This is a genomic window from Methylobacterium variabile, from assembly GCF_001043975.1.
Taxonomy (GTDB): domain Bacteria; phylum Pseudomonadota; class Alphaproteobacteria; order Rhizobiales; family Beijerinckiaceae; genus Methylobacterium; species Methylobacterium variabile.
Map to the genome: position 1 here is coordinate 1 of NZ_LABY01000135.1, position 25,552 is coordinate 25,552.

Here is a 25,552-nt window from a genome sequence, read left to right on the forward strand (position 1 = left end):
GCGTAGGCCCAGAGGCGCCGCCGCACCGCCTCTTCGATCCGCGGCGCCTCTGGGCCTACGCAAGGCGTGAATCGATGGAGCTCCTGCGCGATCCCATCCGCATCGCCTTCGCCTTCGCCGGACCGATCCTCCTGATGATCGCCTTCGGCTACGGCATCTCGTTCGACGTCGAGAGGCTGCGCTTCTCGGCCTTCGACCAGGACAACAGCCCGGAGAGCCGGCAGCTCGTCGAGGCCTTCACGAGCTCGCGCTACTTCAGCGAGCAGCCGCCGATCCACTCGGCCTCCGAGCGCGACGCGCGCTTCCGCAGCGGCCAGGTCCAGGTCGCCCTCGAGATCCCGCCCCGCTTCGGCCTCGACCTCCAGGCCGGCCGGGTGCCGGAGGTCGCCGTCTGGCTCGACGGGGCGATGCCGTTCCGCGCCGAGACCAGCCGGGGCTACGTGACCCAGCTGGCGAGCCAGTACGGCCAGCAGCTGGTCATCGCCCGCACCGGGATCGCGGCGTCCGGCCGGACGGTGAGCGTGGAGACGCGCTTCCTCTACAACCAGGCCTTCCGCAGCGTCAACGCCATGGTGCCGAGCGTCATGATGCTGCTTCTCATCCTGATCCCCGCCATCATGTCGGCCATCGCGGTGGTGCGCGAGAAGGAGACCGGGTCGATCGCGAACTTCCGCTCGACGCCGGTCACCAAGTTCGAGTTCCTGGTCGGCAAGCAGCTGCCCTACATCCTGATCGCGATGATCGGCTTCACGCTGCTGGTGCTGGTCGCGCTGGTCGTCTTCGACGTGCCGGTGAAGGGCTCGTTCGCAGCCCTCGCCCTCGGGACGCTGTTCTACGTCGCGGCCACCACCGGCTTCGGCCAGTTCATCTCGACCTTCATGAAGACGCAGGTCGCGGCGGTCTTCGCCACCGCGCTCCTGTCGATCATCCCGGCCGTCAACTTCTCCGGGCTGATCGTCCCGATCTCGTCGCTCTCGGGCAGCGCGCGGCTGATCGGCCTCTCGCTGCCGCCGGCCTGGTACCAGCCGGTGACGGCCGGCACCTTCACCAAGGGCCTGCCCTTCTCGGAGCTCTGGCTCAACCTCCTGGTGCTGGCGAGCTTCGCCCTCCTGTTCCTGGTCCTGTCGCAGCTCTTCCTGCGCAAGCAGGAGGCGTGAGATGGCCGGACCCGCGCAAGGCCTGCCCGCCGCCCCCGCGCCGTCCGGCCTCGCCACGCACGCGGCCAACGTCCTGCGCCTCGTCGTCAAGGAGCTGCGCAGCATCCGGGCCGATCCGGTCATGCTGTTCCTCGTCGTCTACGCCTTCTCGTTCGCCGTCCAGTCGGTCGCCTCGGGCGCCTCGACGGAGGTGCGCGACCTGACCGTCGGGGTGGTCGACGAGGACCGGTCCGACCTCTCGCGGCAGATCGTGAGCGCCTTCACCCCGCCCCTGTTCAAGCAGGTCGTGCCGATCACGCCCGCCGAGGTCGACCCGGCGATGGACAGCGGCCGGCTCGTCTTCGTGATCGACCTGCCGCCGCGCCTCCAGAGGGACGTGCTGTCCGCCCGGCCGACCTCGGTCCAGGTCAACGTGGACGCGACCGCCATGACCCAGGCCGGCAACGGCTCGGTCTACATCCAGACCATCATCGCCCAGGAGGTCGCCAACTTCGCGGCCCGCAGCGACCTCTCGGCCGCGGCCCCGGTGCGGGTGGTGACCCGGGCCATGTTCAACCCGAACCTCCAGACCAGCTGGTTCACCTCGGTGATGCAGGTGATCAACAACATCACCCTGCTCACGGTGATCCTCACCGGGGCCGCGCTGATCCGCGAGCGCGAGCAGGGCACGGTGGAGCACCTGCTGGTGATGCCGCTGGTGCCCGTCGAGATCATGCTCGCCAAGGTCGTCGCCAACGGGCTCGTGATCCTAGTGGCGGCGGGGCTCTCCCTGGTCTTCGTCGTGGAGGGCTGGCTCGGCGTGCCGATCGCCGGATCCATCCCCCTGTTCCTGCTCGGGGCCGGCCTCTACGCCCTCGCGGTGGCGGCGCTCGGCATCCTGCTCGGCACCATCGCGACATCCATGGGGCAGTTCGGCCTGCTGGTGATCCCGATCCTGCTCCTCATGCAGCTGCTCTCGGGCAGCAGCACGCCGATGGAGAGCATGCCGGTCTGGCTGCAGATCGTCGTGCAGACGTTAAGCCCGACGCCGCACTTCGTCGCCCTCGCGCAGGCCGTGCTCTACCGCGGGGCGGGGCTCCCGATCATCTGGCCGCAGCTCCTCGCCCTCGCGGCCCTGGGCAGCGTCTACTTCGCCTTCGCGCTCGCCCGCTTCCGCCGCGTGATCTTCGGGGACTGATCCCCGCCACGCGCACCGGCGCCTCCCGGGAGGCGCCCGTTCGTGCCCCGCCAGCCAGCAGGAGACGCCCAGTGACCGAGCAGACGAACCCGCAGGGACGGGCCCCGCGATCCGCCGCCCCGCTCGACGGCGAGGATCTCGCCCTGATCGACCGCTACTGGCAGGCCGCCAACTACCTCTCGGTCGGGCAGATCTACCTGCTCGACAATCCCCTGCTGCGCGAGCCGCTGGAGCCCCGGCACGTCAAGCCGCGCCTCCTCGGCCACTGGGGCACCACCCCGGGCCTCAACTTCATCTACGTGCACCTCAACCGGCTCATCAAGGCGCGCGACCTCGACGTGATCTACGTCTGCGGCCCCGGCCACGGCGGCCCCGGCATGGTGGCCAACACCTACCTGGAAGGCACCTACAGCGAGGTCTACCCGGACATCGCGCAGGACGCGGCGGGGATGCGCAAGCTGTTCCGGCAGTTCTCGTTCCCCGGCGGCATCCCGAGCCACGTCGCGCCGGAGACGCCGGGCTCGATCCACGAGGGCGGCGAGCTCGGCTACGCCCTCCTCCACGCCTTCGGCGCGGTCCTCGACAATCCCGACCTGATCGCCGCCTGCGTGGTGGGCGACGGCGAGGCCGAGACCGGGCCGCTCGCCGCCTCCTGGCAGTCGAACAAGTTCCTGAGCCCGGTGACCGACGGCGCCGTGCTGCCGATCCTGCACCTCAACGGTTACAAGATCGCCAACCCGACGGTGCTCGGCCGGATGCGGGACGACGAGCTCGAGGCCCTGTTCACGGGCCTGGGCTACGAGCCGTTCTTCGTGTCGGGCGACGAGCCCGAGCCGATGCACCGGCTGATGGCCGGGACGCTCGACCGGGCCGCGGACCGCATCAAGGCCATCCAGGCCGAGGCGCGGGGCGGCGCGGGGTTCCGGCGCCCGCGCTGGCCGATGATCGTGCTGCGCAGCCCCAAGGGCTGGACCGGGCCCAAGACCGTCGACGGCAAGAAGGTGGAGGGCTTCTGGCGCTCCCACCAGGTGCCGGTCGGCCAGGCCAGGACCGACGACGGCCACCGCCGGATCCTCGAGGACTGGATGCGCTCCTACGCGCCCGAGACCTTGTTCGACGAGACCGGGCGCCTGCGGCCCGAGCTTGCCGCCCTGGCGCCCGCGGGCAAAAGGCGCATGGGCGCCAACCCGCACGCCAATGGCGGCCTGCTGCGGCGGGAGCTGCGGCTTCCCCGCTGGCAGGACTTCGCCCTCCCGGTATCCGAGCCCGGGCTGGAGGTCGGCGAGGCGACGCGGGCGCTCGGGCGCTACCTGCGCGAGGTGACGGCGCTCAACGCCGAGGCCCGCAACTTCCGCATCGTGGGCCCGGACGAGACCGCGTCCAACCGCCTCGACCCCGTGTTCGAGGTGACCGACCGGGTCTGGATGGAGGACATCGAGCCCTACGACGTCAGCCTCGCCCGCGAGGGCCGGGTCATGGAGGTGCTGAGCGAGCACCTCTGCCAGGGCTGGCTCGAGGGCTACCTGCTGACCGGCCGCCACGGCCTCTTCTCCTGCTACGAGGCCTTCATCCACATCGTCGATTCGATGTTCAACCAGCACGCCAAGTGGCTGAAGGTGTCGCGGGAGCTCGGCTGGCGGCGACCGATCTCGTCGCTCAACTACCTCCTGACCTCCCACGTCTGGCGCCAGGACCACAACGGCTTCAGCCACCAGGATCCCGGCTTCATCGACCTCGTCGCCAACAAGAAGTCCGACATCGTCCGCGTCTACCTGCCGCCGGACGCCAACACGCTCCTCTGGGTCGGCGACCACTGCCTGAGGACCTACAACCGCATCAACGTGATCGTGGCCGGCAAGCAGCCGCAGCCGCAATGGCTCACGGCGGAGGAGGCCGGCCTCCATTGCGAGGCGGGCATCGGCATCTGGCACTGGGCCGGGACGGACGAGATCGGCCTCGAGCCCGACGTCGTGATGGCCTGCGCCGGCGACGTTCCGACCCTCGAAACCATGGCCGCCGTCGACCTCTTGAAGCAGGCCGTCCCCGGCCTGCGCATCCGCGTCGTCAACGTGGTCGACCTGATGACCCTGCAGTCGAGCAAGGACCACCCGCACGGCCTGACCGATGCGGAGTTCGACAGCCTCTTCACCCGGGACAAGCCGGTGATCTTCGCCTATCACGGCTATCCCTACCTGATCCACCGGCTGACCTACAGTCGCGCCAACCACGCCAACATGCACGTGCGGGGCTTCATCGAGGAGGGCACCACGACGACGCCGTTCGACATGGTGGTGCTGAACGAGCTGGATCGCTTCCACCTCGCCATCGAGGCGATCGACCGGGTGCCGGGACTGGTCACGCGGGCGGCGCAGGCCAAGCAGGCCTTTCGCGATCGGCTCACCGCGCACAAGCTCTACATCCGCGAGCACGGCGAGGACATGCCCGACATCCAGGGCTGGAAATGGCCCTACGAGACGCGCCGGGAGACCGGAGGACCCGCGCCGGGCCGGTGACCGGCGGAGACGAACGCCGGGGCGTCCCTCCGTCGAGGGGCCGGCCTGGCAGCCCGTCGCGCGACGGCCGGCGGTCCGCGCCCGACACCGCCCGGGCGTCACGCCTCCCTGACCGCCGGGAGGCGGATCGGCCCGGCCGGTCACTCGCCGATGCTGCGCCGGATGTCGTGCGCCAGTGCCGCGTAGCTGCGCGGGTGGATGTCGTCGGGGCCGGCGGCGAACGAGACCGTCCTGACGCCGTTCGAGGCCGCCCAGCTCTGGACGAGGCCGCGGGCGCCGTTCGCCGGCAGGACGAGGATCAGGTGCTCGCCGGCCTTGGCCGACACGGTGGCGAGGGCGCCCCGGACCCGCGCCTCCGACTGGACCCGCTGGGCCGGGCGGATGCCGCGGGGAAAGTCGTTGCTGCCGAGGGACGCGATCGTCCAGTGGCTGCCCGCCCGCACCCGCTCGGCAACCGCGCTCGAGCTGATCCCGACCTTGGCCGACGTCGTGCACACGCCCCGCAGCGCCATCCCGATCCCGACGCCGACGCTGTCGCCGACCACCATGCAGGCCGCCTGCGCCCCCGGGCAGAGCCCGATGCCGGCCATCAGCGCCGCGACGCCGAGCACGCTACCCCTGATCATCGTCCCGTCTCCCTGCCGTCTGGCGATGCTGCTGCGCGTGCCGGTCAGTCCGGCTTGCGGGTGAGGCCCTTGCCCAGGTCGCGAACGCTGCCGGAGATCCGAGCGATGCCCAGGCTCTCGGAGAGCGCGACGAGGCGGGCCGCGCCGCCCTGGGCCGCCTCGACGACCGGGTTCGGCTCGAAGTCGTCGAGCCAGGCGGCGAGCGCCTGCGGGTAGGCGAGCGCCAGGAGCAGGCAGGTCGCGTACACGAGGGCGATCGCCCGGCCCGCCGGGCCTAGGCGGAGGAGGCCCGCCCCCCGCATCGGGTGGGTCCGGGCGAGGCCCCTCACGGGCGGCAGCGCGTCTGCGGCTGGGGCGAGCGTCGTCATGGCGGGTGCGGCTTTCCGGTCGGATCAGAACTGGAAGTAGATGAAGGGGGCGACGCCCGACGGCGCGAGCATGATGACGGCCCAGATCGCGGCCGTGCTCAAGGCGACCTTCGCGGCGACGGAGGCCCTGCGGAAGGAGCCGTCGGCGGCTTCGTAGGCCGACGGGGGCAGGAGCTGGGTCAGGAAGCCCGCCATCATCAGCACGAGGATGAGGGGCGAGGCCGTGAGCGGCGCGCCGTCGCCGACCCGGCGCAGGATCGTGCCCAGGTAGTCGACGGCGCTGCCGGCATCGGCGGACCGGAAGAAGATCCAGGCGACGCAGACGAAGTGGAACACCAGGAGCCAGCGGATCGTCTGGCCGAGCTCACCGCGCAGGAACCGGCGGAAGCGGCCGCCCTCGTCCGTCGCCTCCCGCAGCAGGCGCTCCGCCGCCAGGCCGACGCCGTGCAGCGCCCCCCAGACGATGAATTGCAGGCCCGCCCCGTGCCAGAGCCCGCCCAGCACCATGGTCAGGATGAGGTTGCGGTAGGTGAGCCAGCGTCCCAGGTGGCTGCCGCCGAGCGGGATGTAGAGGTAGTCGCGCAGCCAGGTCGAGAGCGTGATGTGCCACCGGTGCCAGAATTCCTGCAGCGACAGCGCGATGTAGGGCTGGTCGAAGTTCCGCGGGAAGCGGTAGCCGAGCAGGTTGGCGACGCCGATCGCGATGTCGGTGTAGGCGCTGAAGTCGCAGTAGATGACGATCGCGTAGGCGTAGGCCGCCAGGATGAGATCGACGGTCCCGTAGGCCTGCGGGTTCGTGAAGACCGGGTCGACGAACAGGATCGAGAGGTGGCTGGCGACGACCACCTTCTTGAACAGGCCGCCGAGGATGAGCAGCGTGCTCCCGCCGAGGTCGATGTTGCGCGGGTCAGAGGGGCGGGCGAGCTGCGCGAGGAACTCGGACGCGCGGACGATCGGCCCCGCCACGAGGTGCGGGAAGAAGCTGACGTAGAGCAGGAGGTCGACGAGCGAGCGCGAGGCTTCGACCCTCCCCCGGTGGACGTCCACGACGTAGGAGATGCCGTGGAAGGTCAGGAAGGAGATCGCCACCGGCACGGCGACGCCCGTCGACCCGAGATCGAGCTGGAGGCCGGCCAGCGCGCCGAGCGCCTGGAGCTGGGCCGCGAGGAAGTCGTAGTACTTGAAGAAGCACAGCGGCATGAGGTTGCCGGCGACCGCGACGCCGACCAGCGCCTTGCGCAGCCGCGGATCGGCGCTTCGGCCGACCAGCAGCCCGAAGGCGTAGTTGAACAGCGAGGACAGGAACAGGAGCAGCAGGAACGGAATGCTCCAGAAGCTGTAGAAGACGTAGCTCGCCACCACGAGCATCGCCTTCTTGAGCGCGTTGCGCCGGTTGAGCAGCCACGTGCACGGCAGCACGAGCATGAAGAAGAGGGCGAACTCAATGGTGGGAAACAGCATCGTCGCCTCTGAGCAATGCCCTGACTTCCGGCTCCAGGAAGCGGGCGAAGGCCTGCCCGCCGACGCGATAGCCTGCCCTCGTGAAGTGGACGCGGTCCTTCGCCATCAGGGGCGGATCCGCGTCCGCCCAGCGGGACGCGCCGCACCCGGCCGGCATGATCGCCCACCAGTCGAAGAACGGGATCCGCTCCGCCTCGGCGAGGCGGCGCTGCACCGCGCGCACCCCGTCGAGCTGCGGCGGTCGCCCGGGGCAGGCGTCCGGCCTGCCGGACCCGGCCCGGGGCTCCGCCGCCGCACCGGGTGCCGGGCACGCCCTGCCCTCGGCCGGCCGGCAGGCGGGGGCGGCGCGCTCGGCCTGCGGCGGCCCGATCATCACGAGCCGCGCCTTCGGGACGGCCCGCCGGATCGCCCGGATCGCGGCGGTGTACCGGGCCTCGTAGGCGGCTGGATCGAGGTTGGCGTCGAAGCCCTCGTTCGTGCCGAAGGCGAGCACGACGATGTCGGGCGCGAGCCGTCGGAGACCGTCGGCGAGCGTCCTCTCGGGATAGCGGCCGAGCAGGTCGACGGTGGCGCCCGGGACCCCGACCGCGCTGTAGGTCAGGCCGGAGCCCCGGCGGAAGATGCCGACGGCCGAGATCGCCACGGGCTTGGCCTCCAGCGTCCGGATCGTCATCTGCCGGAACGCGGCGTGGCCGGAAGGCGGCCGGACCTCCAGGATCCTCGGTGCCGCGTCGTCCGCCGCGAGCGAGGCCGACAGGACCGGCACGCCGTCGATCTCGACGGCGACCGAGCCCGCCCCCGGCCCCGTCCGCGCCTCGATCTCGATCGATCCGTAAGGGACGGGCGTCTCCCTCCCGAAGGACAGCGTCTCGCCCTCGCGGGCCGTGCGCGCGGTGTAGCCGGACAGCCCGAACGCGTCGGGCTGCGCCGACCGCTGGATGCCGTCATAGGTCCAGCCGGTGCTGGCCGACGGCGCGAGGCCGGTGCTGCGGACGCCCGGATGGGGTCGTCCTGCCGCTAGGTAGCCCACGCCGCCCGCTCCGAACCGCTCCTGAAGGATCTGCCGGGCCGTCCCGGTGAAGAGGTCGGCGGCGGTGTGGCTGTCGCCGATCTGCACGATGGAGACGGCCGGGCGGCCGCGGCGGCCCGGGACGGCCGCAAGGTCCGGGCCATCGCCGCTCGCGAGGGGCACGGTCCGCGGGCCCGGACCGGCAGTCGTCGCGGCGCGCGCCGCCGGCGTCCCGCGGTCGGCGGCCGGGGTCAGCGCGACGACGGCGACGGGCAGCAGGATCGCTGCGCCGGAGGCAGCGAGGATGCCGCGCTGGCCTCCGGCGATCATCACCGCTGCGCCTGCTGGGCGTGGCAGGGATAGGTCATCGCCTGTCCCTGCTCCTTGAGGAACCCCGCGACCGCGCCCAGCAGATAGGACGAGACCACGTCGTACCCCGCCGTGGTGAAATGGATCCCGTCGGGCGCGCGCAGCTGCACCTGCGCGCCGCGAAGGTCGGCGCCGTAGGGATGGAAGGCGTCCGGTCCGGCGGCGCCCTGCCGCCAGGGGGCGACGAAGCGGATCCTCGGGTCGCCCAGGCCCTTGATCGCCTCCGCGAAGATCACGTTCTTCTCCGCGGCGTCGTCCTGGCTGACCTTGTCGCGCAGCACCGGCAGGCCGATCCACAGCACGGCCCCCTCCTCGGCGCGCAGGTTCCTGGCCAGGGCCTGGGACAGCTCGCCGTAGCGCGCGCGCCAGCCCGGCGTGCCGAGCTCGAAGCGGGACCGGCTCGTGTCGACGATGCTCTGGCGGTCGTTCAGGCCGAGGGACACCACCGACAGCGTCGGCTTGAACTTCGCGACGACCGCCCTGCCCTCCGCGACCCAGTCGAACTTCGCGGGGCGCGTCAGCCCCGTCCCGTTCTCGGCGAAGCGGCCGAGCTTGACCCGGGCGTTCAGGCACGCCTCCCGCGCGACCAGGCGGGTCGCCCCGCCCCACATGCCGTCGGAGAGCGAGTCGCCCACGAAGGCGACGCGGATCTCGGAGGTGCCGCCCGCCGCGCCCGCTCCCGACGGGAGGAGCGCCGCACCGGCCAGGGACGCGAGGCCGCCTGCGAACGCGCGGCGAGACAGATTGATCGGTTCCATTGCGACCACCCTTGGTCCTGTGGCGATGGGGTCTCGACCCGCATCGGACGCGTCACGCGCGAGGATGGGACAGGCCGGGTTCCCTCCGCGTCCCGCCAGCGCACGCCGCGTGGCCGCGCAGGGGGAGAAGAGGCCGCTCTGATCCGAGGATTCACGCCAGCGATCGGCGCCGTCCTCGCAGCCGCGGACGAAGTCCGGCCCGAGATGCTGTGCTTAACTGACCTGGGACAGACAGGGCACCGGATTGGCCGCTCGGCGCAAATTGAAACGAATGGCGTGGCGCGGCATGTTACTCAACCTTAAGCCTTGTGGCGCCGGTGCGCTGCTCTCTTCTGTGCAACTCTGCATGGCGCAGCGATAAATTTAGGTTAATTGGTTAGGTTTATGCATTCTTACGGTGTCCGTTCCTCGTCGCTCCAGGCCGTTGATCCCGTCGCCTTTTTCGCGGCGAGGCGTTTTCCCCCGGGCCGAACATGGTCAACACGCCGGCGAAGCGGCCATGGTCATCCCTGGCGGTGCCGCGGCTCGCATCGGGTTGGTTGCGCCGGGTCGTGCCCCGCCTCTCGCCGTGCGAGGGCCACCAACCTGCGCGCCGCCGAAAGCTCAGACTTATACCCTCGCGCCTTCGCATCGACACGTCGATGCGAAGGCGTCCGGCGCATCAGCGCCGGCGCCCGTTCGGGCTTGCCTTGCGCCTCCGAACGGGTCCGTTCGAAGGCGCGGCGGTATTACGTCACACGATGCGCGCTGCCGGGGAGGTCTGTTCTGATGGCCGGCTTATGAGGGCAGTGTAGCCGGTATCCATTCGAACCTGCTCTCGACTGCATCCTGAACTGCGAGCGTCTGCCGCCTCGAGGAAGACCTCCGCGATTTTTGGGAGCCTCCGAGGCCAGCCGATCTTTGATCGCTGACATCACAAGACGGCGGTGTGGCTGTGATGGTGTGCAGGCGAATTAAGCATGTCATCAGACACGTTCTGCTTGGTAAGTCGAATTAATGCAGAGTTCATATCCCCTTTCCCGTGTGGGAGAGGGGATCCCGTGATTGATGGGTATTGGAAAAATTAGGCGAATTTCATATCATTTCTTCGACCGCTTAGCCGAACCTCTCGGATGAAACATCCGGGTGGGTCCTGCGCGCCATGTGCTACCCTAGACCGCGAGCTTCTATTTAGACGCCATCGCACTGACGGTACAGAATATAGGAAGTTCTGACCCAGCCCTGCGTGTACGCCCTGAGCCCTGCATCGAGGCGAGGAACCGAGACGACGTGGGTCCAGTCTCCGCTCTCATTGCACACGGTGCGTCCCCTGTAGGGCCCGCATCGCGCCGTATCGATGTCGAGCCTGTCGCCCGGTGACAGCCTCCGCCGAACCGCGAAGTGATGGCCGGGCCCGTCGCGAAGATTGAGGAACCCGTCCGGCGTAGGGCCCACGCGGGCGCATCCGTCGGCGGTCGCGGCCGCCTGCGAGGTCTGGCCGAGCAGGCAGAGGCAACCGACCGCCATGGCGGCCAGCGCCCGGCTCGGGCGGGCGAATGTCCCTGGATGTCCTCGCCGAAGCACGGGCGATCCTTGCTGGGTCCTGCGCCGGGGCGATGGCCGTGGGAACATGGTCGCTAGGTCCGGCACCGATGAAGGGTGTAGGGACGGGTGCGGCTGTCCGTGAGGTCCTGCACCAGCATCGTGTTGCCGTTGATCGTGTAACGAGTGCGTTCTTTCGAGGTCATGCCCTCGCCGGTGCAGGCGAGCGAAACGTCGAAGGGGTTGTTCCCTTTGATGCGTGTGATCCGGCAGGTGTTCTCGTAGCCTTCGATGGAAGTCCTCGTGAAGATCTGCGGCAAGGCATCGGTCTCGCCGGGTCTGTTGTTGCACCACGAGGGCTTCCCGGCCCAGCGCCCCGTCGGAAACCGCGCGTCCGCGCCGAGTGCCGGAGTGCAGAGCATGCCGAGCACGATGAAAAGGGCAATTTTCCTCATACTGTTATCCATCGATATCTGTGCAATCATGTTTCGGTTGACTGATTTCATCCGATGGGAGATCATTGATCGACCTTGAGGCGCTTCGCCGCCGCAGGGCACAGGATCTTGAACTGTTCGATCATCGGCGGCAGGCCCGACGCGCAGGACGTGTCGGCATCCGGTCCGAGCGGAAAGCGTGCTCGGCCGGTGGGTCTGCCGCCGTACTGGTACGAGACGACGCCCGTTCGGCAGTTCGCCTGCGCGCTCAGCTCGGTGCGCGCTTCCTGCCGCAAATACTTGTCGACGCATTGCTTGACAGTGAGCTTGCCGCCGTTCTGCTTCGTCTCCCCGCCCGGATCGCGCTCGCAGTATTCCTGTAGGTCGGCCTTCGTGATGATGCCGCGCATGCGCGCCGACGACGTGTCGAGCGCCTCGCGCTCGACGATCGTTCCGTTCCATCCTTTGCACGAGGCGAGCGCGAAATCGCCGGCAGCGTGAGCCGCGGGCGCAGCGAAGGCCGAGGCGGCGAGGAGCACGGCGCGGAGCAGCCTGCCCCGTCCTCGATCGATGCTGAGCGTGAGGAAGGCTGCCATGGATGATCTTTCTCAGGTAAACGGGCCCGATCGATCCGCGTCCTGCCGCGTCGCTGCGATCACCCCGGCGGCGCCGTCATGGCTGCGTGATCGCCTCTTCAGGCGTCTACCCCGTTCTGTCAGGATCTTCCTCCCACGCCGTGAGGAAATACTGTTGTTTCGACGCGCGATCGGCGCATCGGATCGAATCCTGGTTTGCAATGCGTTACACCTGCTGCCCGGATCCGTGACGCCCGGCGGTGCCTTCAGCGGATATCAGCCCGGTCGCGACGTCGTCCCCGGCTGCGGCCCGTCAGGCCGCCATGCTGCGGGAAGTGGGCGGACAAGGTGGGCCGAGCTGTCGATCTCCCGCGCGGAGGACGCGATCTGGCCGACGATGCGGCTGATCTCGCAGACCGCTCCGGACCTCGCCGGCATGTTGAGGTGCTCCTCCATCGCGGCGGCTACGTCGAGGCGCCGCGAACGGGTGCTGGCCGGCCCCGGCCTCACGCGTCCCGTTCGACCATGAGGGCCGCGCGGACGAGCTCGGCCAGGCTGCCGGCCTGCATCTTCGCCATCACGTTGGCGCGGTATATCTCGACCGTCCGCGGGCTGATGCCGAGGTCCTTTGCGATGACCTTGTTGGGCTTGCCCGCCACGAGCTCGTCGAGCACCTGGAGCTCCCGCTCCGAGAGCGAGGCCACGCGCTGCCGGATCTCGGCGGCGGCGGCGTCCCGCTCGGCGCTCCTGCGCCCCCGGTCGAGGGCGGCGCGCACCGCCGCGAGGAAGACCTCGTCGTCGAACGGCTTCTCGATGAAGTCGAACGCCCCCTCCCGCATCGCCGCGACGGCGAGCGGCACGTCGGCGTGGCCGGTCATCACGATCACCGGGAGCGCGTCGCCGCGCGCCCTCAGGCGGCGCAGGAGCTCGACCCCGTCGATGCGAGGCATCCGCACGTCGGTGACGAGGCAGCCCGCGGCCTGGGCGACGGAACCGAGGAAGGCCGCGGCCGAATCGTGCAGGCGCACCGGGATCCCGTCCGAAGCGAGCAGGAAGGCGAGCGACTGCCGGACCGCGAGATCGTCGTCGACCACATGCACCAGCACCTCACCCGACATCGTCCAGCTCCCTCCTGTCGACCGCCTGCAGCGTGAAGCGGAACTGCGTCCCCTCGCCCGGCCGCGACTCGGCCCGGATCTTGCCGCCATGCGCCTCCACGATGGTGCGGCAGATCGAGAGGCCGACGCCCATCCCGTGCGCCTTGGTGGTCACGAAGGGCTGGAACAGGCGCTCCGCCACCTCCGGCGCGAGGCCGGGGCCCGTATCGGCCACGCCGACCTCGACGAGGCCCTCGTCCGGCAGCGCCCGCGTGGTCACGTGCAGCTGGCGCCGGGGTGCGTCCTGCATCGCCTCGATGGCGTTGCGGATCAGGTTGAGCAGCACCTGCTGCACCTGGATGCGGTCGGCGAGGACGAGGGACGCCTCCGGGTCGAGGGCGAAGGTGACGTGCACGCCGCGCTCCTTGGCGCTGACGAGGGCGAGCGCGCTCGCCTCCTCGACGAGCTTCGGCAATCCCTCGATGTGGCGCTCGCCCTCGCCCCGGGCCACGAATTCCCGCAGGTGCCGGATGACCTGCCCCGCCCGCAGCGCCTGGTCGGCGGCCTGGCCGACCGCGTCGGCGAGCATCGCCACCTCGGGGCCCTGCATCCGCTCGAGCAGGCGGCGGCATCCCTTGAGGTAGCTGGCGATGGCGGTGAGCGGCTGGTTGATCTCGTGGGCGAGCGTCGAGGCCATCTCGCCCAGAGCCGTGAAGCGCGACATGTGCACGAGCTCGGATTGCAGCTCCTGCAGCCGCGTCTCGGTGCGCCGGCTCTCGGTGAGGTCGCGGATGAAGCCCGTGAAGTAGCGCGCGCCCGACGAGCGCATCTCGCCGACGGACAGCTCCATCGGGAAGGTCGAGCCGTTCCTGCGCTGGCCGACCACGACGCGCCCGATGCCGATGATGCGCCGCTCGCCGGTGGCGAGGTAGCGGGCCATGTAGGCGTCGTGCCGGCTGCGGTAGGGCTCGGGCATCAGGAGGCTGATGTTGCGGCCCACGACCTCCTCCGGCGCGTAGCCGAACTGGCGCACGGCGGTGGCGCTGAACGACCGGATGCGGGCCTCCTCGTCGATGACCACCATGGCGTCCGGGACCGTCTCCAGGATCGAGCGCAGGTGCGCCTCGCGGGCGCGCAGCTCCGTCTCGGCCTGCCGCTGCTCGTGGATGCTGAACACCACGCCGCGATGGCGCACCGGCCCGCCGTCCGGATCGACCTCCACGCTGCCGCGCGAGCGCAGCCAGGGGGTCTGGCCGTCGGGCCGCACGACCCGGTAATCGACCTCGTAGGCGCCGCCCCGCTCGAGCGCCCGCCGGATCGCGCCGGCCCGGGCCTCGCGGTCGTCCGGATGCACCAGCGCCTGCGTCGCCTCGAACGTGGTCAGGCGCTCCGGGGGAACGCCGAACAGCCGGGCGCCGCCGGGCGAGACGGTGACCCGGCCGGTCGGGATGTCGAGCGACCAGAAGCAGATGCCGACCTCGTCGAGGGTCTGGCGCAGCTCCTCGGCATCGGGCGCGCCGTCGCGCGGCGGCGTGAGGGAGGAGGTCTCGGGCTTGGTCATGCGGGCCGGGGGACGACGGGCGCCTCGCGTCGTGGTGGAATGCTACCGGTCAGTAACAAGAACCGGGTCGCGCGTCCGCCCCGGACTCGCGTCAGATCCCGCGCCGCACCCCGGACCGTCCTTCCCGGGACGGCGCCGGCGACCATCGGGCGGGTCGATCACGCCGGCATCGCGCCGCCGGGTGTCCGGCCCGACGCGGGGGCCGCTCACCCATCGAGGCGCCGGAGCGCCGCCCCGTCCCGCACCTCGACGGCGCGCCGGTGGGCCGGCAGGGCGATGACGCCCTCGCGCTCCAGCTGGGTGAGCGTGCGCGAGACGCTCTCGATCGTGAGGCCGAGATGGTCGGCGATGTCGGTCCGCGACATCGGCAGCGCGATGGCGCCGCCGGTCCCGGCCCGCCGCGAGAGCCCGAGCAGGAAGCTCGCGACGCGCTCCTTGGCCGACTTGCGGCCCAGCAGCAGCATGTGGTCCTGCGCCCGCTCGAGCGCGCGCAGCATGGCGGCGACCACCTCGCGCGCAAGGGCGCCGGCATCGCCCGTCAGGGCGTCGCGGTCGCTCCGGCGAAAGGCCGTGACGGTCGTGTCGGTCACCGCGTCGGCGCCGGTCCGGCGCTCCTCCCCGGCCTCGAGGCCGAAGATGTCGCCCGGCAGGTGGAAGCCGTCGATCTGCCGGCGCCCGTCGCTCAGCAGGCGGTAGGTCCGCACCGCCCCGGACACGACCATGTAGAAGTGCACGGCCCGGTCACCCTCGGCGTAGACCTCCTCGTCGGCCGCGAAGCGGCGGCGCGACCCCGGGCCCGCCTCGCCCTGCCGGTGCCGGACGGCCGGCACGAGGCCGTCGTTCGGCAAAGCGGTGAGGCCGGCGGTGGCGAGCGCGAGCTGCATGGGGTCCCTCGTCGGGTGTCGGTGACGTGGGCCATGGCTACGCCGCGAGGGGGAGCCGTGAAATTCCGGTTCAGCGCTTAAGGGATTCCCCTGAGGCGACGGCCGTCAGGGCGAGGCGGCGAGCGCATCCCGGATGCCGGCCAGGAGCGAGCCGTCCTCGAAGGGCTTCTCCACCACCTGCCGGAAGCCGGTCCGGGCCGCGCGCTGCTGCAGCGCCTCCGTGAGCCGTCCCGTGACCAGGATGGCGGGCAGGCCGACGCGGCGGGCGCGCAGGCGGCCGACGAGCTCGACCCCGTCCATGCCCGGCATGTGGTAGTCGACGATCAGGCACCCCGTCCCCGGCAGCCCGCCATCCGCGAGCAGCTGCGCCGCGTCCTCGTACAGGCGCACGTCGAGCCCCTCGAGCTCGAGGGCGAATTTGAGCGAGAGACGGACGGCCTCGTCGTCGTCGACGACGAGGACCGGCCCCGTGGGTGCTGGCATGGCCGATCGGGACCCTGACTTGCCCATCCTGACTTGCTTATCCTGACTTGCCCATCCGGTACTCCGCCGGTCCCGGGCCGTCCTTGATGTGCCTCAAGCGGTTCGGGGCAAGGAGGCGCGCGCCCCTCGCGCCGTCCGCGGACGGGCTGTCAGGTCGGCGGCCAGGTCGGCGGAATGTCAGTCGTCCGACAGGACCCTGAGCTCGGCCCCCTCGACGTCGTCGTACTGGCCGGACCGGAGCGCCCACAGGAAGGCGCAGAGGCCGAGCGCGCCGAGCGAGAGGGCGATCGGGATGACGAGGAGAAGGACGCTCATCGCGCGGTTCCTCACGGTAGCTGGACCGCCGGGGCGGTCGCCGCCGGCACATCCGTGGCATTCCCCGGCGGGGACGCGGGCGGCAGCACGCGAAGGCCGCGCGCCCGCAGGGCGTTGAGGGTGACGACCACCGAGGAGCCCGACATGGCGAGGGCGGCGATCAGGGGCGTGAGCAGCCCCGCGGCGGCGAGGGGCACCGCGACGAGGTTGTAGGCGCCCGTAAGCCACAGGTTCTGCAGCATCAGGCGCCTCGCCCGCGCGCGCACCGCGAGGAGCGACAGGACCGGGGCGAGGCTGCTGCCGAGAAACAGCGCGTCGGCGGCGGCCTGGCTCACGTGCGGGGCGGTGACCGGCGAGAGCGAGGCGTGGGCGGCGGCGAGCGCCAGGGCGTCGTTGATCCCGTCGCCGACCATCAGCACCCGCCGCCCGGACGCCTTGAGCGCGGCGATGCGGGCGATCTTGTCCTGCGGGGTCAGGCCGGCTTCCCACTCGGTCACGCCGAGCCGCCCGGCGACCGAGGCGACCGCGGAAGCCCGGTCGCCCGATAGGATGACGACCCGCCGGCCGCCCTCCCGCAGGCGCGCCACCACCTCGCCGGCCTCCGGGCGCAGGGCCTGCCGGACCGGGTAGGCGGTTGGAGCCCCCTCCCCGGCGCGAAAGCGGATGACCGAGACCTCCGGGTCGGCGGAGAGCGGCGCGGCGGCCTGATCGTGCGCCCCGCAGAAGGCCGGTGACCCGAGCCTGAGCTCGACGCCGTCGACGACCGCCCGGACGCCGAGCCCGGCGGCCTCCTGCGCCCCCGGATAGGGCTCGGCGGCGGGCACGGCCCGGGTGAGGGCGGCGGCCATCGGGTGACGGCTCGACAGGGCGAGACGTGCGGCGCGCTCCAGCGCCGCGGGGTCGCCCGCGGCCGCGGACAGGACCGGCTCCGGCAGGGTGAGGGTGCCGGTCTTGTCGAAACCACGGTGTCGACCGCCGCCAGGTGCTCCAGGGCGGCGCCGTCGTTGAGGAGGACCCCGTCCCGGAACAGGGCGCCCGCCGCGACCACCTGGACCGCGGGAATCGCGAGGCCCAGCGCGCAGGGGCAGGTGACGATCAGCACCGCGACGGTGGTCATGAGGGCGGCGTGCGGGCCCGCCCCCGCCAGGAGCCAGCCGGCGAAGGTCAGCCCGGCGGCGCCGTGGACCAGCGGCACGTAGAGGCCGGTGGCCCTGTCGGCGAGCACCAGCGTGCGCGAGCGCGCCTCCAGGGCCCGCCGCATCAGCGCCTCGACCTCGTCGAGGAGCGTGGCCCCGACGGTGGCCGTGGCCGCGACGACCAGCGCCCCGTCGCCGTTGAGCGCGCCCGCATAGACCGCTGCGCCCTCCGCGACCGGGACCGACGCGGTCTTGCCGGTGACGAGGCTCTGGTCGAGGTCCGAACGCCCGCGCTCGACGATGCCGTCCACCGGCACCCGCTCGCCCGGGCGCACCAGCACGCGGGCGCCGGGGGCGAGATCGGAGAGCGGCACGTCCCGCACCGTGCCGTCGGCCTCGATCCGCGCCGCGTTCTCGCTGCGCAAGGCCGCGAGGTTCTCCGCCAGCGCCCGGGTCCGCCGCCGCATCGCCTGCTCGAGCACGCGCCCGATCAGCATGAAGAACAGCAGCATGATGGCGCCGTCGAAATAGGCGTGGGCGGCACCGAGGGTTGTCTCGACCACCGACATCACCAGGGTGAGCACGACCCCGAGGGTGATGGGACAATCCATCGTGACCCGCCCGGCGCGCAGAGCCCCCTCGTAGAAGGGCCGGCCCGCATAGGCCGCCGCCGGCAGGGCGACCAGCGCCTGGATCCAGTGGAAGAGGTCGCGGTTCTCCGGCGTCATGTCGGAGACGTTGCCGGCCCAGACCGAGATCGCGAGCAGCATCACGTTCATCGAGGCGAAGCCGGCGACCGCCATCGCCCGGATCAGCCGCTCCGTCTCCGCCGCCCCGGCGTCGGCGGGATGGTGCGGGTCGAAGGGATGGCCCGCGTAGCCGAGGCCCTCGAGCTGGGCCAGGATAGCGTCCACGTCCGGCTCGGCGCCCGAGGTCCACTCCTACGCCGCCGCGCTCGAGCGCGAGATCGACCTCGTGTCGGACCGGTTCGCGGGCCGCCCCGTCCTCCGGCATCTCCACTGGGGCGGCGGCACCCCGACCAGCTTGCGCGGCTCGGACATGCGCCGCCTCGTCGAGCGCCTGCGCCGCTCCTTCGCGTTCGCTCCCGACATCGAGGTCGCGATCGAGATCGATCCCCGCACGCTGACGCCGGCCGACGTCGAGACGCTTGCCGCCATCGGCGTCACCCGGGCGAGCCTGGGGGTGCAGAGCCTCGACCCACAGGTCCAGCGCGCGATCCGCCGCGTCCAGTCGGTGGAGGAGACCGTCCGCGCCGTGGCGTGGCTGCGCTTCTCCGGCATCGAGGCCGTGAACGTCGACCTGATGGTCGGGCTGCCGCACCAGACGGTCGAGAACGTGGTCGCCACGGTCGACCACGCGATCAAGCTCGAGCCGGACCGGGTCGCGGTGTTCGGCTACGGGCACGTGCCCTGGATGAAGCCGCACCAGCGCGCCCTGCCCGAGGCGGCGCTGCCGGGACCACGCGAGCGCCACGCGCAGTTCGAGGCGGCGGCCGGGCGTCTCGTCCGCGCGGGCTACGTCCGCGTCGGCCTCGACCACTTCGCCCGTCCGGACGATCCGCTCGGCCGCGCGATGGCGGACGGGCGGCTCCGCCGCAACTTCCAGGGCTGCACGACGGACGCGGCCGGGACGCTGCTGGGCTTCGGCGCCTCCTCGATCTCCAGCCTGCCCGGCGGCTACGCGCAATCCCTCACGGACATCGCCGCCTACGGCGACGCGGTGCGGCAGGGGCGGCTCGCCACCGCGCGGGGCCTCGTGCTGACGCCCGAGGACCGCCTGCGCCGTGACGTGATCGAGCGCCTGATGTGCGACCTCGCCGTCGATCTCGACGCGGTCTGCGACCGGCACGGCGTCGCGGCCGCGGCGGCGTTCGAGCGGGAGCTGGCGACGCTCGACGGGGGCTCGCGCGCCTGGGCGTCGTGCGGCGCGCCGGCAACCGCATCGCCGTGCCGGACGACATGCGCAGCCTGGTGAGATCCGCGAGCGCCGTCTTCGACGCCCGGCTGTCCCGGGAGCCGGGGCGGCACTCGGCCGGCCTCTGAGCGGCCGCCGGCCGGCGACGGACGGGCGAGGCTTTCCGGGCGAGGCCACGCTCCTGCCCGGAAACCCTGCCAGAGGCCGTGCCTCCCGTTCGCAGCCACTCCGAGATTCGATGCTCGTCCGTACCGCCGTGCTCCTCCTCCTCGCCGGTCCCGCCCTCGCGCAGGACTCCAGTCACGCCGGCCTGATCCGCGGCCTCTGCCAGAAGGACGGCTGCGACGAGTTCCAGGTCCTGCGGGTCGAGCCCATGCTGAACGGCACCACCGGTGCCCTCAAGCGCACGCAGGTGAAGACCTTCCACGCGAGCTACAGCGGTCGCGTCGAGCGCGAGGCGGAGACCGGCTACGTCTACTGCTCGCCGAGCAAGCCCGCCGTCATGGCGCAGAACAAGAACCGCACGGCGGCCTTCATGCTGGCGCCGTTCGCCACCGAGGACAGCAGCGAGACGATCCGGAAGAACGCGAACTTCGTGGCGATGTACTTCGCCATCTGCCACGGCCCGGACATCGCCCGGCGGGCGGTGCAGGACCTGCGCAGCACGGCGTCCTCCCTCGGCTACCGGGTGGCGGCGGCGGCCTCGCGGATGGTCGACCTGAAGGCGCCGGAGGAGATCGTCGACCGGTCGGGCCCAGCCCCGGTGGCTCAGGGCCCGCGCCCGGCCCCGGCCGCCCCCGCGGCTCCTCCGCGGCGCCTGGAGGCGGCGCCGAACCCGGACCTGCTGCCGCCGGGCGAGATACCCGAGGACTGATCCCGGCGCTCCTGCCTCGATGCGTCGGCGTCCGGCGCGGCCGCTTGCGCAGACCCGTTGGGGCCCTGTCCGAGCGGTCGCCGCGACGCCGCCCGGGCCGGCTCAGTCCGCGCCGAGCCGGACGTTCGCCTTGTTCGCCCTCAGCGCGGAGAGAAGCTTCTCCATCTGCGATCTGACATGTGAACGGATGGCATCGCCGGGTTGAGCCGGAACGCTCTCCGAGAAGTCGAACATGCGCCGTGCTTGATACGTCATCGCGTTGACCCTTTGCGGTACAAGGGAAGCCGTACGCCTACGCAAATGATACAGCACGCCGAGCGGAACGAACTCACCGTAAGGATATCGTGCACATGCATCAAATCAGATGTAGATGTGAGCTGGCCTGTTCCGTCTCCCATCATGGCCGACGTTTGTTGCGCCAGTGTTGCGTGCCCGGCCGCGACGGAATCCGCCAGGGCAGCCGCGCGCGATCGCTCCACGGGCATTGCACTCGGCGAAGCGGCCCTAGTTATAGGATCCCTGCCGTGACACGCGACGGGCCGCGCGGCTGCCCTGCGCCCAACCGTGAAGAGACTGCGACCGCCATGCCCGCCTCCCGCTGCTCGATGCGCCCGTCATGGGCAGGCGGCCCCCGTGCCGTCGGCGCCCGCACGGATGGTCTGCCCGGGTGTGGCGGGGCGCCGGCTCGCGGGCACCATGGCTGACGACGTCCCGTTCCTGCCGCCCGGCACACGGATGGGCGCGGAGATCCGCGCGCGAGACTGGTCGGCCACCTCGCTCGGGCCGCCGGAGCACTGGCCGGCGGCCTTGCGCAACACGCTCTCCCTGATGCTCGCCTGCCCGACGGCGATGTTCCTCGCCTGGGGGCCGGACCTGCTCTGCTTCTACAACGACGCCTATCGGCCGATCCTCGGCTACCGGCTGGGCACGGCCCTGGGGCGCCCGTTCCGCGAGGTCTGGGGGAGCATCTGGGACGAGATCGGGCCGCTCGTGGACGCCACCCTCGCAGGAAGCAGCCAGACGCTCACCGACGTCATGCTCGACCTCTCGCGGGAGGGCGTGCCCGAGCGGAGCTGGTGGTCCTTCACCTACTCGCCGGTGCGGGACGATGCCGGGGCCATCGCCGGCCTCTTCTGCGTCACCGCCGAGACCACCGACCGCGTCCTCGGCGAGGCGCGCCTGCGCGAGAGCGAGGACCATTTCCGGCACACGGTCGAGCTCAACCCGCAGGTGCCCTGGACCTGCGACCCTGAAGGAAACGTCACCTCCTACTCGAACCGCTGGCTCGAGCTGACGGGGCAGGCCCCCGGCGAGCCCGACGGCGACGGCTGGATCAAGGCGCTGCATCCCGACGACGTGCCCTGGACCATGACGGTGTTCTCGCACTGCCTCGCCGCGGGCGAGCCGGTGGACGTGGATTACCGCATCCGCGTCGCGCGCACGGGCGAGTACCGCTGGATGCGGGCCCGGGCCTGGCCGCGCCGGGACGAGGCCGGAGCGATCCTGCGCTGGTACGGCGTCGTCGAGGACGTCCACGACCGCAAGCTCGCCGAGGAGCGGCTGCGCGAGATCAACGAGACGCTGGAGCGCCGCGTCGCCGAGGCGCTCGCCCAGCGCAAGCTCTGGGCCGACGTGTTCGAGACCACCGACGCCCTCGTCGGCGCGCTCGATCTCGACTTCCGGGTGCTCGCCGTGAACCGCGCCTACGCCGACGAGTTCGCGCGCCTCTACGGCGTGCGCCCGGCGGTGGGCGACGACCTCCTCGCGCTGCTGGACGCCCATCCCGCGCAGCGGGAGGTGGCGCGGGCGGTCTGGTCCCGGGCGCTCGCCGGCGAGGAGTTCACCCTCGTCGAGGAGTTCGGCGATCAGGATCGCCGGCAGGCGTGCTACGAGCTGAAGTTCACGGCCCTGCGGGACGCGCGCGGACGCCGGATCGGCGCCTTCCAGTACGCCCAGGACGTGACGCCGCGCCTGCGCAGCCAGGAGCAACTCGCCCGGGCCGAGGAGGCGCTGCGCCACGCCCAGAAGATGGAGGCGGTGGGCCAGCTCACCGGCGGCGTCGCCCACGACTTCAACAACATGCTGACGATCATCCGCTCGTCGGTCGAGTTCCTGCGCCGGCCGAGCCTGCCGGAGGAGCGCCGCGTCCGCTACCTGGCCGCCGTCTCGGACACCGTCGACCGGGCCGCCAGGCTGACGAGCCAGCTCCTCTCCTTCGCGCGGCGCCAGCCCCTCAAGCCGGAGATCCTCGATCTCGGCGAGCGCCTGCGGGGGGTGGCCGACATGCTGAACGCGGTGACCGGCGCCCGCATCCGCATCGTCACGCAGGTCCCCGCCGCGCCCTGCCACGTGCGGGTCGATCCGAGCCAGCTCGAGACGGCGCTGGTCAACCTGGCGGTGAACGCCCGCGACGCCATGGCCGGCGAGGGCACGCTGACGCTCCGCCTCGCCTGCGGGCTGCCGCTGCCCTCGATCCGCGGCCATGCCGGCGCCGCCGGCCCCTTCGCCGCCGTCTCGGTCGCGGACGAGGGGGCGGGCATCGCCCCCGAGAACCTGGCGCGCATCTTCGAGCCGTTCTTCACCACCAAGGAGGTCGGCAAGGGCACGGGCCTGGGCCTCTCCCAGGTCATCGGCTTCGCCAAGCAGTCGGGCGGCGACGTCGACGTGGCGAGCCGCATCGGCGAGGGCGCCACCTTCGTCCTCTACCTGCCGCACGCCGACCCGGCGGCGCCGGAGGACGGGACCGGGGCCGACGAGCCGGAGCCCGAAGCCGGGGAACGGGGGCTCCACGTCCTCGTGGTCGAGGACAACCTCGACGTCGGGCGCTTCTGCACGCAGATCCTGGAGGATCTCGGCCATGCGACCGTCTGGGCGCACACCGCGGAGGCAGCGCTGGCCGAGCTGGAGCATGAGCCGGCCCGGTTCGACGCGGTGTTCTCCGACGTGGTCATGCCGGGCATCGGCGGGGTCGAGCTCGCCCGCCGGCTGCGGGTCGCCCATCCGGACCTCCCGGTGATCCTGACGACCGGCTACAGCGACGTGCTCGCCCGGGACGACGCGCACGGCTTCGAGCTCGTGCGCAAGCCGTACGCGGCGGACCAGGTCGCCCGGGCCCTCCGGCGGGTCCTGGCCCGGCAGCGGCGGCACCCGTCGCCGTGAGGCGCCCGGCCGGGTCCTCAGAGTTTCTGGTAGGTGAAGCGCCGATCCGCCGGCGCTCGCCCGGCGAGCCAGTCGGCGCCGCGCGCCACGTCGCGGCTGCCGGCCTGCCAGCGGTCGCGGATCGAGGAGGGCGAGAAGTCGAAGCTCTTCGCCGCGAGCTGATCGGCCTCGGCCCGGTAGACGAGGTGCAGCATCGTGACGGACGGCCCGTGCGGGTCGAGCTGCTGGCGCAGGGCGTATTCCCGCTCGAGGCTCGCGATGGCCCGCCGGCCGGCGCTGGCGAAGATCAGGTCGTTCGCCCGCTCCAGGACGGCGTCGAGCGAGGCCGGGCGCGGCGCCCTTAGGCCGAAGAGGTCGAGGGCGATGCAGAGGAGATCCCGCTGCGGCTCGGTCTCGAACAGCGGATCGAGGGGCAGGTTGTTGGTGTAGCCGGCGTCGCAGAGCAGCCGCCCCTCCACCTCCACCGGTGCGAAGGCCGGGATGATGGCGGTGCTGGCCAGGATGTGCTCGGGCCGCACCGTCTGGCGCGCGGTGTCGAAATAGACCTCCTCGCCGGTCGTCACGTCGACGCAGGCGACGGTGAGACGGATGTCGCCGCGGTTCAGCCGCTCGAAGTCGACGAGCCGCTCCAGGGTCCCGAGCAGGGGCGAGTGGTCGAACAGCGCGACGTCGTTCGGGACCCACGGCAGCGCGGACCACAGGCCGGGCAGGCGGTGCTGGAAGATGTTGGGGCGGCCCCAGGCCAGCGTCAGGAGGGCGTGCAGGCCGTTGTAGTATTGCCGCGGCTTCAGCATCTCGGTGGCGCTGAGGGCGGTGTGCTGGGTGGCCTCGTCCCAGAACTCGCGCAGCCGGGCGACCCGGTCCTCGGGCGCGTTGCCGGCGATGATGGCGGCGGTGACGGCGCCGATCGAGGCTCCGACGATCCAGCCCGGCCGGATCCCGCGCGCCTGGAGGGCCTCGTAGCCCCCCGCGTGGTAGGCCCCGAGGGCGTTGCCTCCGGCGAACACGAGGGCCGTGTCGCACCCCCGCTGCGCGCCCGGGGCCGGTCGTGATCTGTCGGTCGAGGATGGATCGGTCATGGCGTCCTGTTTACCGGCGGCTCGGCAGTGTCGTGCGGGAAACGCGGCGAGGCGGGGTGACGCGTCGCAGCATCCGCACGGGCTCGGCAGATGGAGCGCCGGTGCGCCGCGGCGAGATTCGGGGCGCCGCCGGCACCGGGATGCCGCCATCCCGTGCGACCGCGTGGCGGAATGCGCGAGCGGCAGGCCGGGCGCTTTGATGCAGGTTAGGCTTGCCGCTCGGTTCCCGCCCGCCTCCTCCCCGCGGGGCCCGCATCCGGCCGCGGAGGGGACCGGTTCGTCGGCACGAGAACGGGGATAGATCGCTGCGGCCCGTGCAATTTGGCTGGCGCGTTGCTGCGAGTCCTCACTCCCGCCTTTATTGCGGCGCCTCCTGCCCAGCGAACCGGCCGCGGTCGCGAGCGGTCCGAACTCAGCCTAGCGAGGCACCAGCGTGCGTTTCATCGGTCTCTTCGGGGCGCTCCTCTCCGTCATCCTCGTCCTCACGGTCGGCGCCCTGCTCAAGCTCCTGGCCGCGCCCTTCCGGGCGGCCCTGGCCTTCCGGCGGGCCTGACGCGGCGCCTCCTGCACGCGTAACGATCTCGCGGCCCGGGGCCGACGCGTGACCCGGCCCACGGATGCCGGCGCGATCCGCCTCGACATCCCTCGACCGGGTGATGTGGCGGGGGTGCGGGGCATGGCGGCATCGCCGTCCCGGACCTGCGACCCGGGGCCTCCCGCGTCTGGACGCAGCCTCCTCGGCCGGGGCTGAGGTCTTCGTGAACTGGAAACGGCTGCCCTCGACCTCGACCCCGGCCGATCGGTCCCGCCGTTTGCGGGCGTGATACGCAATCCGTCTGATCTGTTCCGACATCCGTCAAGCGCGGGATCCCCTCTCCCACACGGGAGAGGGGAGATGCGCTCTGCTTTCCTTCGACCGGATCAAGCGGAACGCGTATGATACCGCCGCGCCTCCGAACGGACCCGTTCGGAGGCGCAAGGCAAGCCCGAACGGGCGCCGGCGCTGATGCGCCGGACGCCTTCGCATCGACGTGTCGATGCGAAGGCGCGAGGGTATGAGA

20 protein-coding genes and 1 pseudogene are annotated in these 25,552 nt (G+C 71.6%); 6 read left to right on the forward strand and 15 right to left on the reverse strand.

Annotation, left to right across the window (positions count from 1 at the left end; all coding sequences use genetic code 11):
- The 3 genes from VQ02_RS19105 to VQ02_RS19115 all read left to right on the forward strand — a co-directional run.
- The coding region (locus tag VQ02_RS19105) for an ABC transporter permease (RefSeq protein ID WP_048445800.1) at positions 1–1,157 on the forward strand (1,157 nt) is incomplete at its 5' end.
- A gap of 1 nt (position 1,158) precedes the next feature.
- The gene (locus VQ02_RS19110; protein WP_048445801.1) at positions 1,159–2,334 is read left to right on the forward strand and encodes an ABC transporter permease; all 1,176 of its coding nucleotides are present in this window, start codon (positions 1,159–1,161) and stop codon (positions 2,332–2,334) included.
- 71 nt (positions 2,335–2,405) lie between these two features.
- Positions 2,406–4,847 carry a phosphoketolase family protein gene (locus tag VQ02_RS19115; RefSeq protein WP_048445802.1) on the forward strand — a complete coding sequence of 814 codons (2,442 nt, stop codon included), beginning with the start codon at positions 2,406–2,408 and terminating at the stop codon, positions 4,845–4,847.
- Positions 4,848–4,987: 140 nt separating this feature from the next.
- Here the strand turns inward: VQ02_RS19115 and VQ02_RS19120 are convergent, their stop codons facing one another.
- The 14 genes and pseudogenes from VQ02_RS19120 to VQ02_RS39905 all read right to left on the reverse strand — a co-directional run.
- Positions 4,988–5,473 carry a hypothetical protein gene (locus VQ02_RS19120; protein ID WP_048445803.1) on the reverse strand — a complete coding sequence of 162 codons (486 nt, stop codon included), beginning with the start codon at positions 5,471–5,473 and terminating at the stop codon, positions 4,988–4,990.
- 44 nt (positions 5,474–5,517) lie between these two features.
- Positions 5,518–5,841, reverse strand: a complete 324-nt coding sequence (locus VQ02_RS19125) for a hypothetical protein (protein WP_245239787.1) — start codon at positions 5,839–5,841, stop codon at positions 5,518–5,520.
- 24 nt (positions 5,842–5,865) lie between these two features.
- A complete protein-coding gene (locus VQ02_RS19130) occupies positions 5,866–7,302 on the reverse strand; it encodes an MBOAT family O-acyltransferase (protein WP_048445804.1) in 1,437 nt (478 codons plus the stop codon).
- A complete protein-coding gene (locus tag VQ02_RS19135) occupies positions 7,283–8,641 on the reverse strand; it encodes a GDSL-type esterase/lipase family protein (protein WP_083469313.1) in 1,359 nt (452 codons plus the stop codon). Before VQ02_RS19135 ends, VQ02_RS19130 begins: the two co-directional genes overlap by 20 nt.
- A complete protein-coding gene (locus tag VQ02_RS19140; protein WP_048445805.1) occupies positions 8,641–9,438 on the reverse strand; it encodes an SGNH/GDSL hydrolase family protein in 798 nt (265 codons plus the stop codon). The genes VQ02_RS19135 and VQ02_RS19140 overlap by 1 nt, the downstream gene beginning before the upstream one ends.
- A gap of 1,616 nt (positions 9,439–11,054) precedes the next feature.
- Entirely contained in the window at positions 11,055–11,465 is a 411-nt protein-coding gene (locus VQ02_RS19150) for a hypothetical protein (RefSeq protein WP_157080703.1), read from the reverse strand.
- An 11-nt stretch (positions 11,466–11,476) separates the two neighbouring features.
- On the reverse strand, positions 11,477–11,989 hold the full coding sequence (locus VQ02_RS39305) for a hypothetical protein (protein WP_048445808.1): 513 nt from the start codon (positions 11,987–11,989) through the stop codon (positions 11,477–11,479).
- Between the two features lie 485 nt (positions 11,990–12,474).
- Complete coding sequence (gene fixJ / locus VQ02_RS19160) at positions 12,475–13,086, reverse strand: response regulator FixJ (protein WP_048445809.1); 612 nt, start codon at positions 13,084–13,086, stop codon at positions 12,475–12,477.
- Positions 13,076–14,626 (reverse strand): PAS domain-containing sensor histidine kinase, encoded by a 1,551-nt coding sequence (locus tag VQ02_RS19165; RefSeq protein WP_048445810.1) that lies wholly within the window; start codon positions 14,624–14,626, stop codon positions 13,076–13,078. Before VQ02_RS19165 ends, fixJ begins: the two co-directional genes overlap by 11 nt.
- Positions 14,627–14,832: 206 nt before the next feature.
- Positions 14,833–15,510, reverse strand: a complete 678-nt coding sequence (locus VQ02_RS19170; RefSeq protein ID WP_053080438.1) for a helix-turn-helix domain-containing protein — start codon at positions 15,508–15,510, stop codon at positions 14,833–14,835.
- Between the two features lie 105 nt (positions 15,511–15,615).
- A complete protein-coding gene (locus VQ02_RS19175; protein WP_048445811.1) occupies positions 15,616–15,993 on the reverse strand; it encodes a response regulator in 378 nt (125 codons plus the stop codon).
- A 177-nt stretch (positions 15,994–16,170) separates the two neighbouring features.
- Complete coding sequence (gene ccoS, locus VQ02_RS35170; RefSeq protein ID WP_063838495.1) at positions 16,171–16,308, reverse strand: cbb3-type cytochrome oxidase assembly protein CcoS; 138 nt, start codon at positions 16,306–16,308, stop codon at positions 16,171–16,173.
- A gap of 11 nt (positions 16,309–16,319) precedes the next feature.
- A complete protein-coding gene (locus VQ02_RS39310) occupies positions 16,320–17,462 on the reverse strand; it encodes an HAD-IC family P-type ATPase (RefSeq protein ID WP_245239786.1) in 1,143 nt (380 codons plus the stop codon).
- A 164-nt stretch (positions 17,463–17,626) separates the two neighbouring features.
- Positions 17,627–18,247: pseudogene (locus VQ02_RS39905) on the reverse strand (P-type ATPase actuator domain-containing protein); the annotation flags it as partial.
- Between the two features lie 172 nt (positions 18,248–18,419).
- Between VQ02_RS39905 and VQ02_RS19185 the strand changes: the two are divergent.
- The 3 genes from VQ02_RS19185 (at position 18,420) to VQ02_RS19195 (ending at position 23,412) form a co-directional block, all read left to right on the forward strand.
- On the forward strand, positions 18,420–19,439 hold the full coding sequence (locus VQ02_RS19185) for a radical SAM protein (protein WP_053080439.1): 1,020 nt from the start codon (positions 18,420–18,422) through the stop codon (positions 19,437–19,439).
- A 178-nt stretch (positions 19,440–19,617) separates the two neighbouring features.
- Entirely contained in the window at positions 19,618–20,253 is a 636-nt protein-coding gene (locus tag VQ02_RS19190; protein ID WP_048445812.1) for a hypothetical protein, read from the forward strand.
- 696 nt (positions 20,254–20,949) lie between these two features.
- A complete protein-coding gene (locus VQ02_RS19195; RefSeq protein ID WP_048445817.1) occupies positions 20,950–23,412 on the forward strand; it encodes a PAS domain-containing protein in 2,463 nt (820 codons plus the stop codon).
- 17 nt (positions 23,413–23,429) lie between these two features.
- On the opposite strand, the gene VQ02_RS19200 is transcribed toward VQ02_RS19195, so the two are convergent.
- The gene (locus VQ02_RS19200) at positions 23,430–24,491 is read right to left on the reverse strand and encodes a patatin-like phospholipase family protein (protein ID WP_048445813.1); all 1,062 of its coding nucleotides are present in this window, start codon (positions 24,489–24,491) and stop codon (positions 23,430–23,432) included.
- Positions 24,492–25,552 lie beyond the last annotated feature (1,061 nt).

Excerpts from the sequence above, each read along its gene's own strand:
- VQ02_RS19110 (WP_048445801.1), top strand. The coding sequence starts at position 1,159 with ATGGCCGGACCCGCGCAAGGCCTGCCCGCCGCCCCCGCGCCGTCCGGC.
- VQ02_RS19120 (WP_048445803.1), bottom strand. The coding sequence starts at position 5,473 with ATGATCAGGGGTAGCGTGCTCGGCGTCGCGGCGCTGATGGCCGGCATC.
- VQ02_RS19125 (WP_245239787.1), bottom strand. The coding sequence starts at position 5,841 with ATGACGACGCTCGCCCCAGCCGCAGACGCGCTGCCGCCCGTGAGGGGC.
- VQ02_RS19130 (WP_048445804.1), bottom strand. The coding sequence starts at position 7,302 with ATGCTGTTTCCCACCATTGAGTTCGCCCTCTTCTTCATGCTCGTGCTG.
- VQ02_RS19135 (WP_083469313.1), bottom strand. The coding sequence starts at position 8,641 with ATGATCGCCGGAGGCCAGCGCGGCATCCTCGCTGCCTCCGGCGCAGCG.
- VQ02_RS19140 (WP_048445805.1), bottom strand. The coding sequence starts at position 9,438 with ATGGAACCGATCAATCTGTCTCGCCGCGCGTTCGCAGGCGGCCTCGCG.
- VQ02_RS19150 (WP_157080703.1), bottom strand. The coding sequence starts at position 11,465 with ATGAAATCAGTCAACCGAAACATGATTGCACAGATATCGATGGATAAC.
- VQ02_RS39305 (WP_048445808.1), bottom strand. The coding sequence starts at position 11,989 with ATGGCAGCCTTCCTCACGCTCAGCATCGATCGAGGACGGGGCAGGCTG.
- fixJ (WP_048445809.1), bottom strand. The coding sequence starts at position 13,086 with ATGTCGGGTGAGGTGCTGGTGCATGTGGTCGACGACGATCTCGCGGTC.
- VQ02_RS19165 (WP_048445810.1), bottom strand. The coding sequence starts at position 14,626 with ATGACCAAGCCCGAGACCTCCTCCCTCACGCCGCCGCGCGACGGCGCG.
- VQ02_RS19170 (WP_053080438.1), bottom strand. The coding sequence starts at position 15,510 with ATGCAGCTCGCGCTCGCCACCGCCGGCCTCACCGCTTTGCCGAACGAC.
- VQ02_RS19175 (WP_048445811.1), bottom strand. The coding sequence starts at position 15,993 with ATGCCAGCACCCACGGGGCCGGTCCTCGTCGTCGACGACGACGAGGCC.
- ccoS (WP_063838495.1), bottom strand. The coding sequence starts at position 16,308 with ATGAGCGTCCTTCTCCTCGTCATCCCGATCGCCCTCTCGCTCGGCGCG.
- VQ02_RS19190 (WP_048445812.1), top strand. The coding sequence starts at position 19,618 with ATGCTCGTCCGTACCGCCGTGCTCCTCCTCCTCGCCGGTCCCGCCCTC.
- VQ02_RS19195 (WP_048445817.1), top strand. The coding sequence starts at position 20,950 with ATGGCTGACGACGTCCCGTTCCTGCCGCCCGGCACACGGATGGGCGCG.
- VQ02_RS19200 (WP_048445813.1), bottom strand. The coding sequence starts at position 24,491 with ATGACCGATCCATCCTCGACCGACAGATCACGACCGGCCCCGGGCGCG.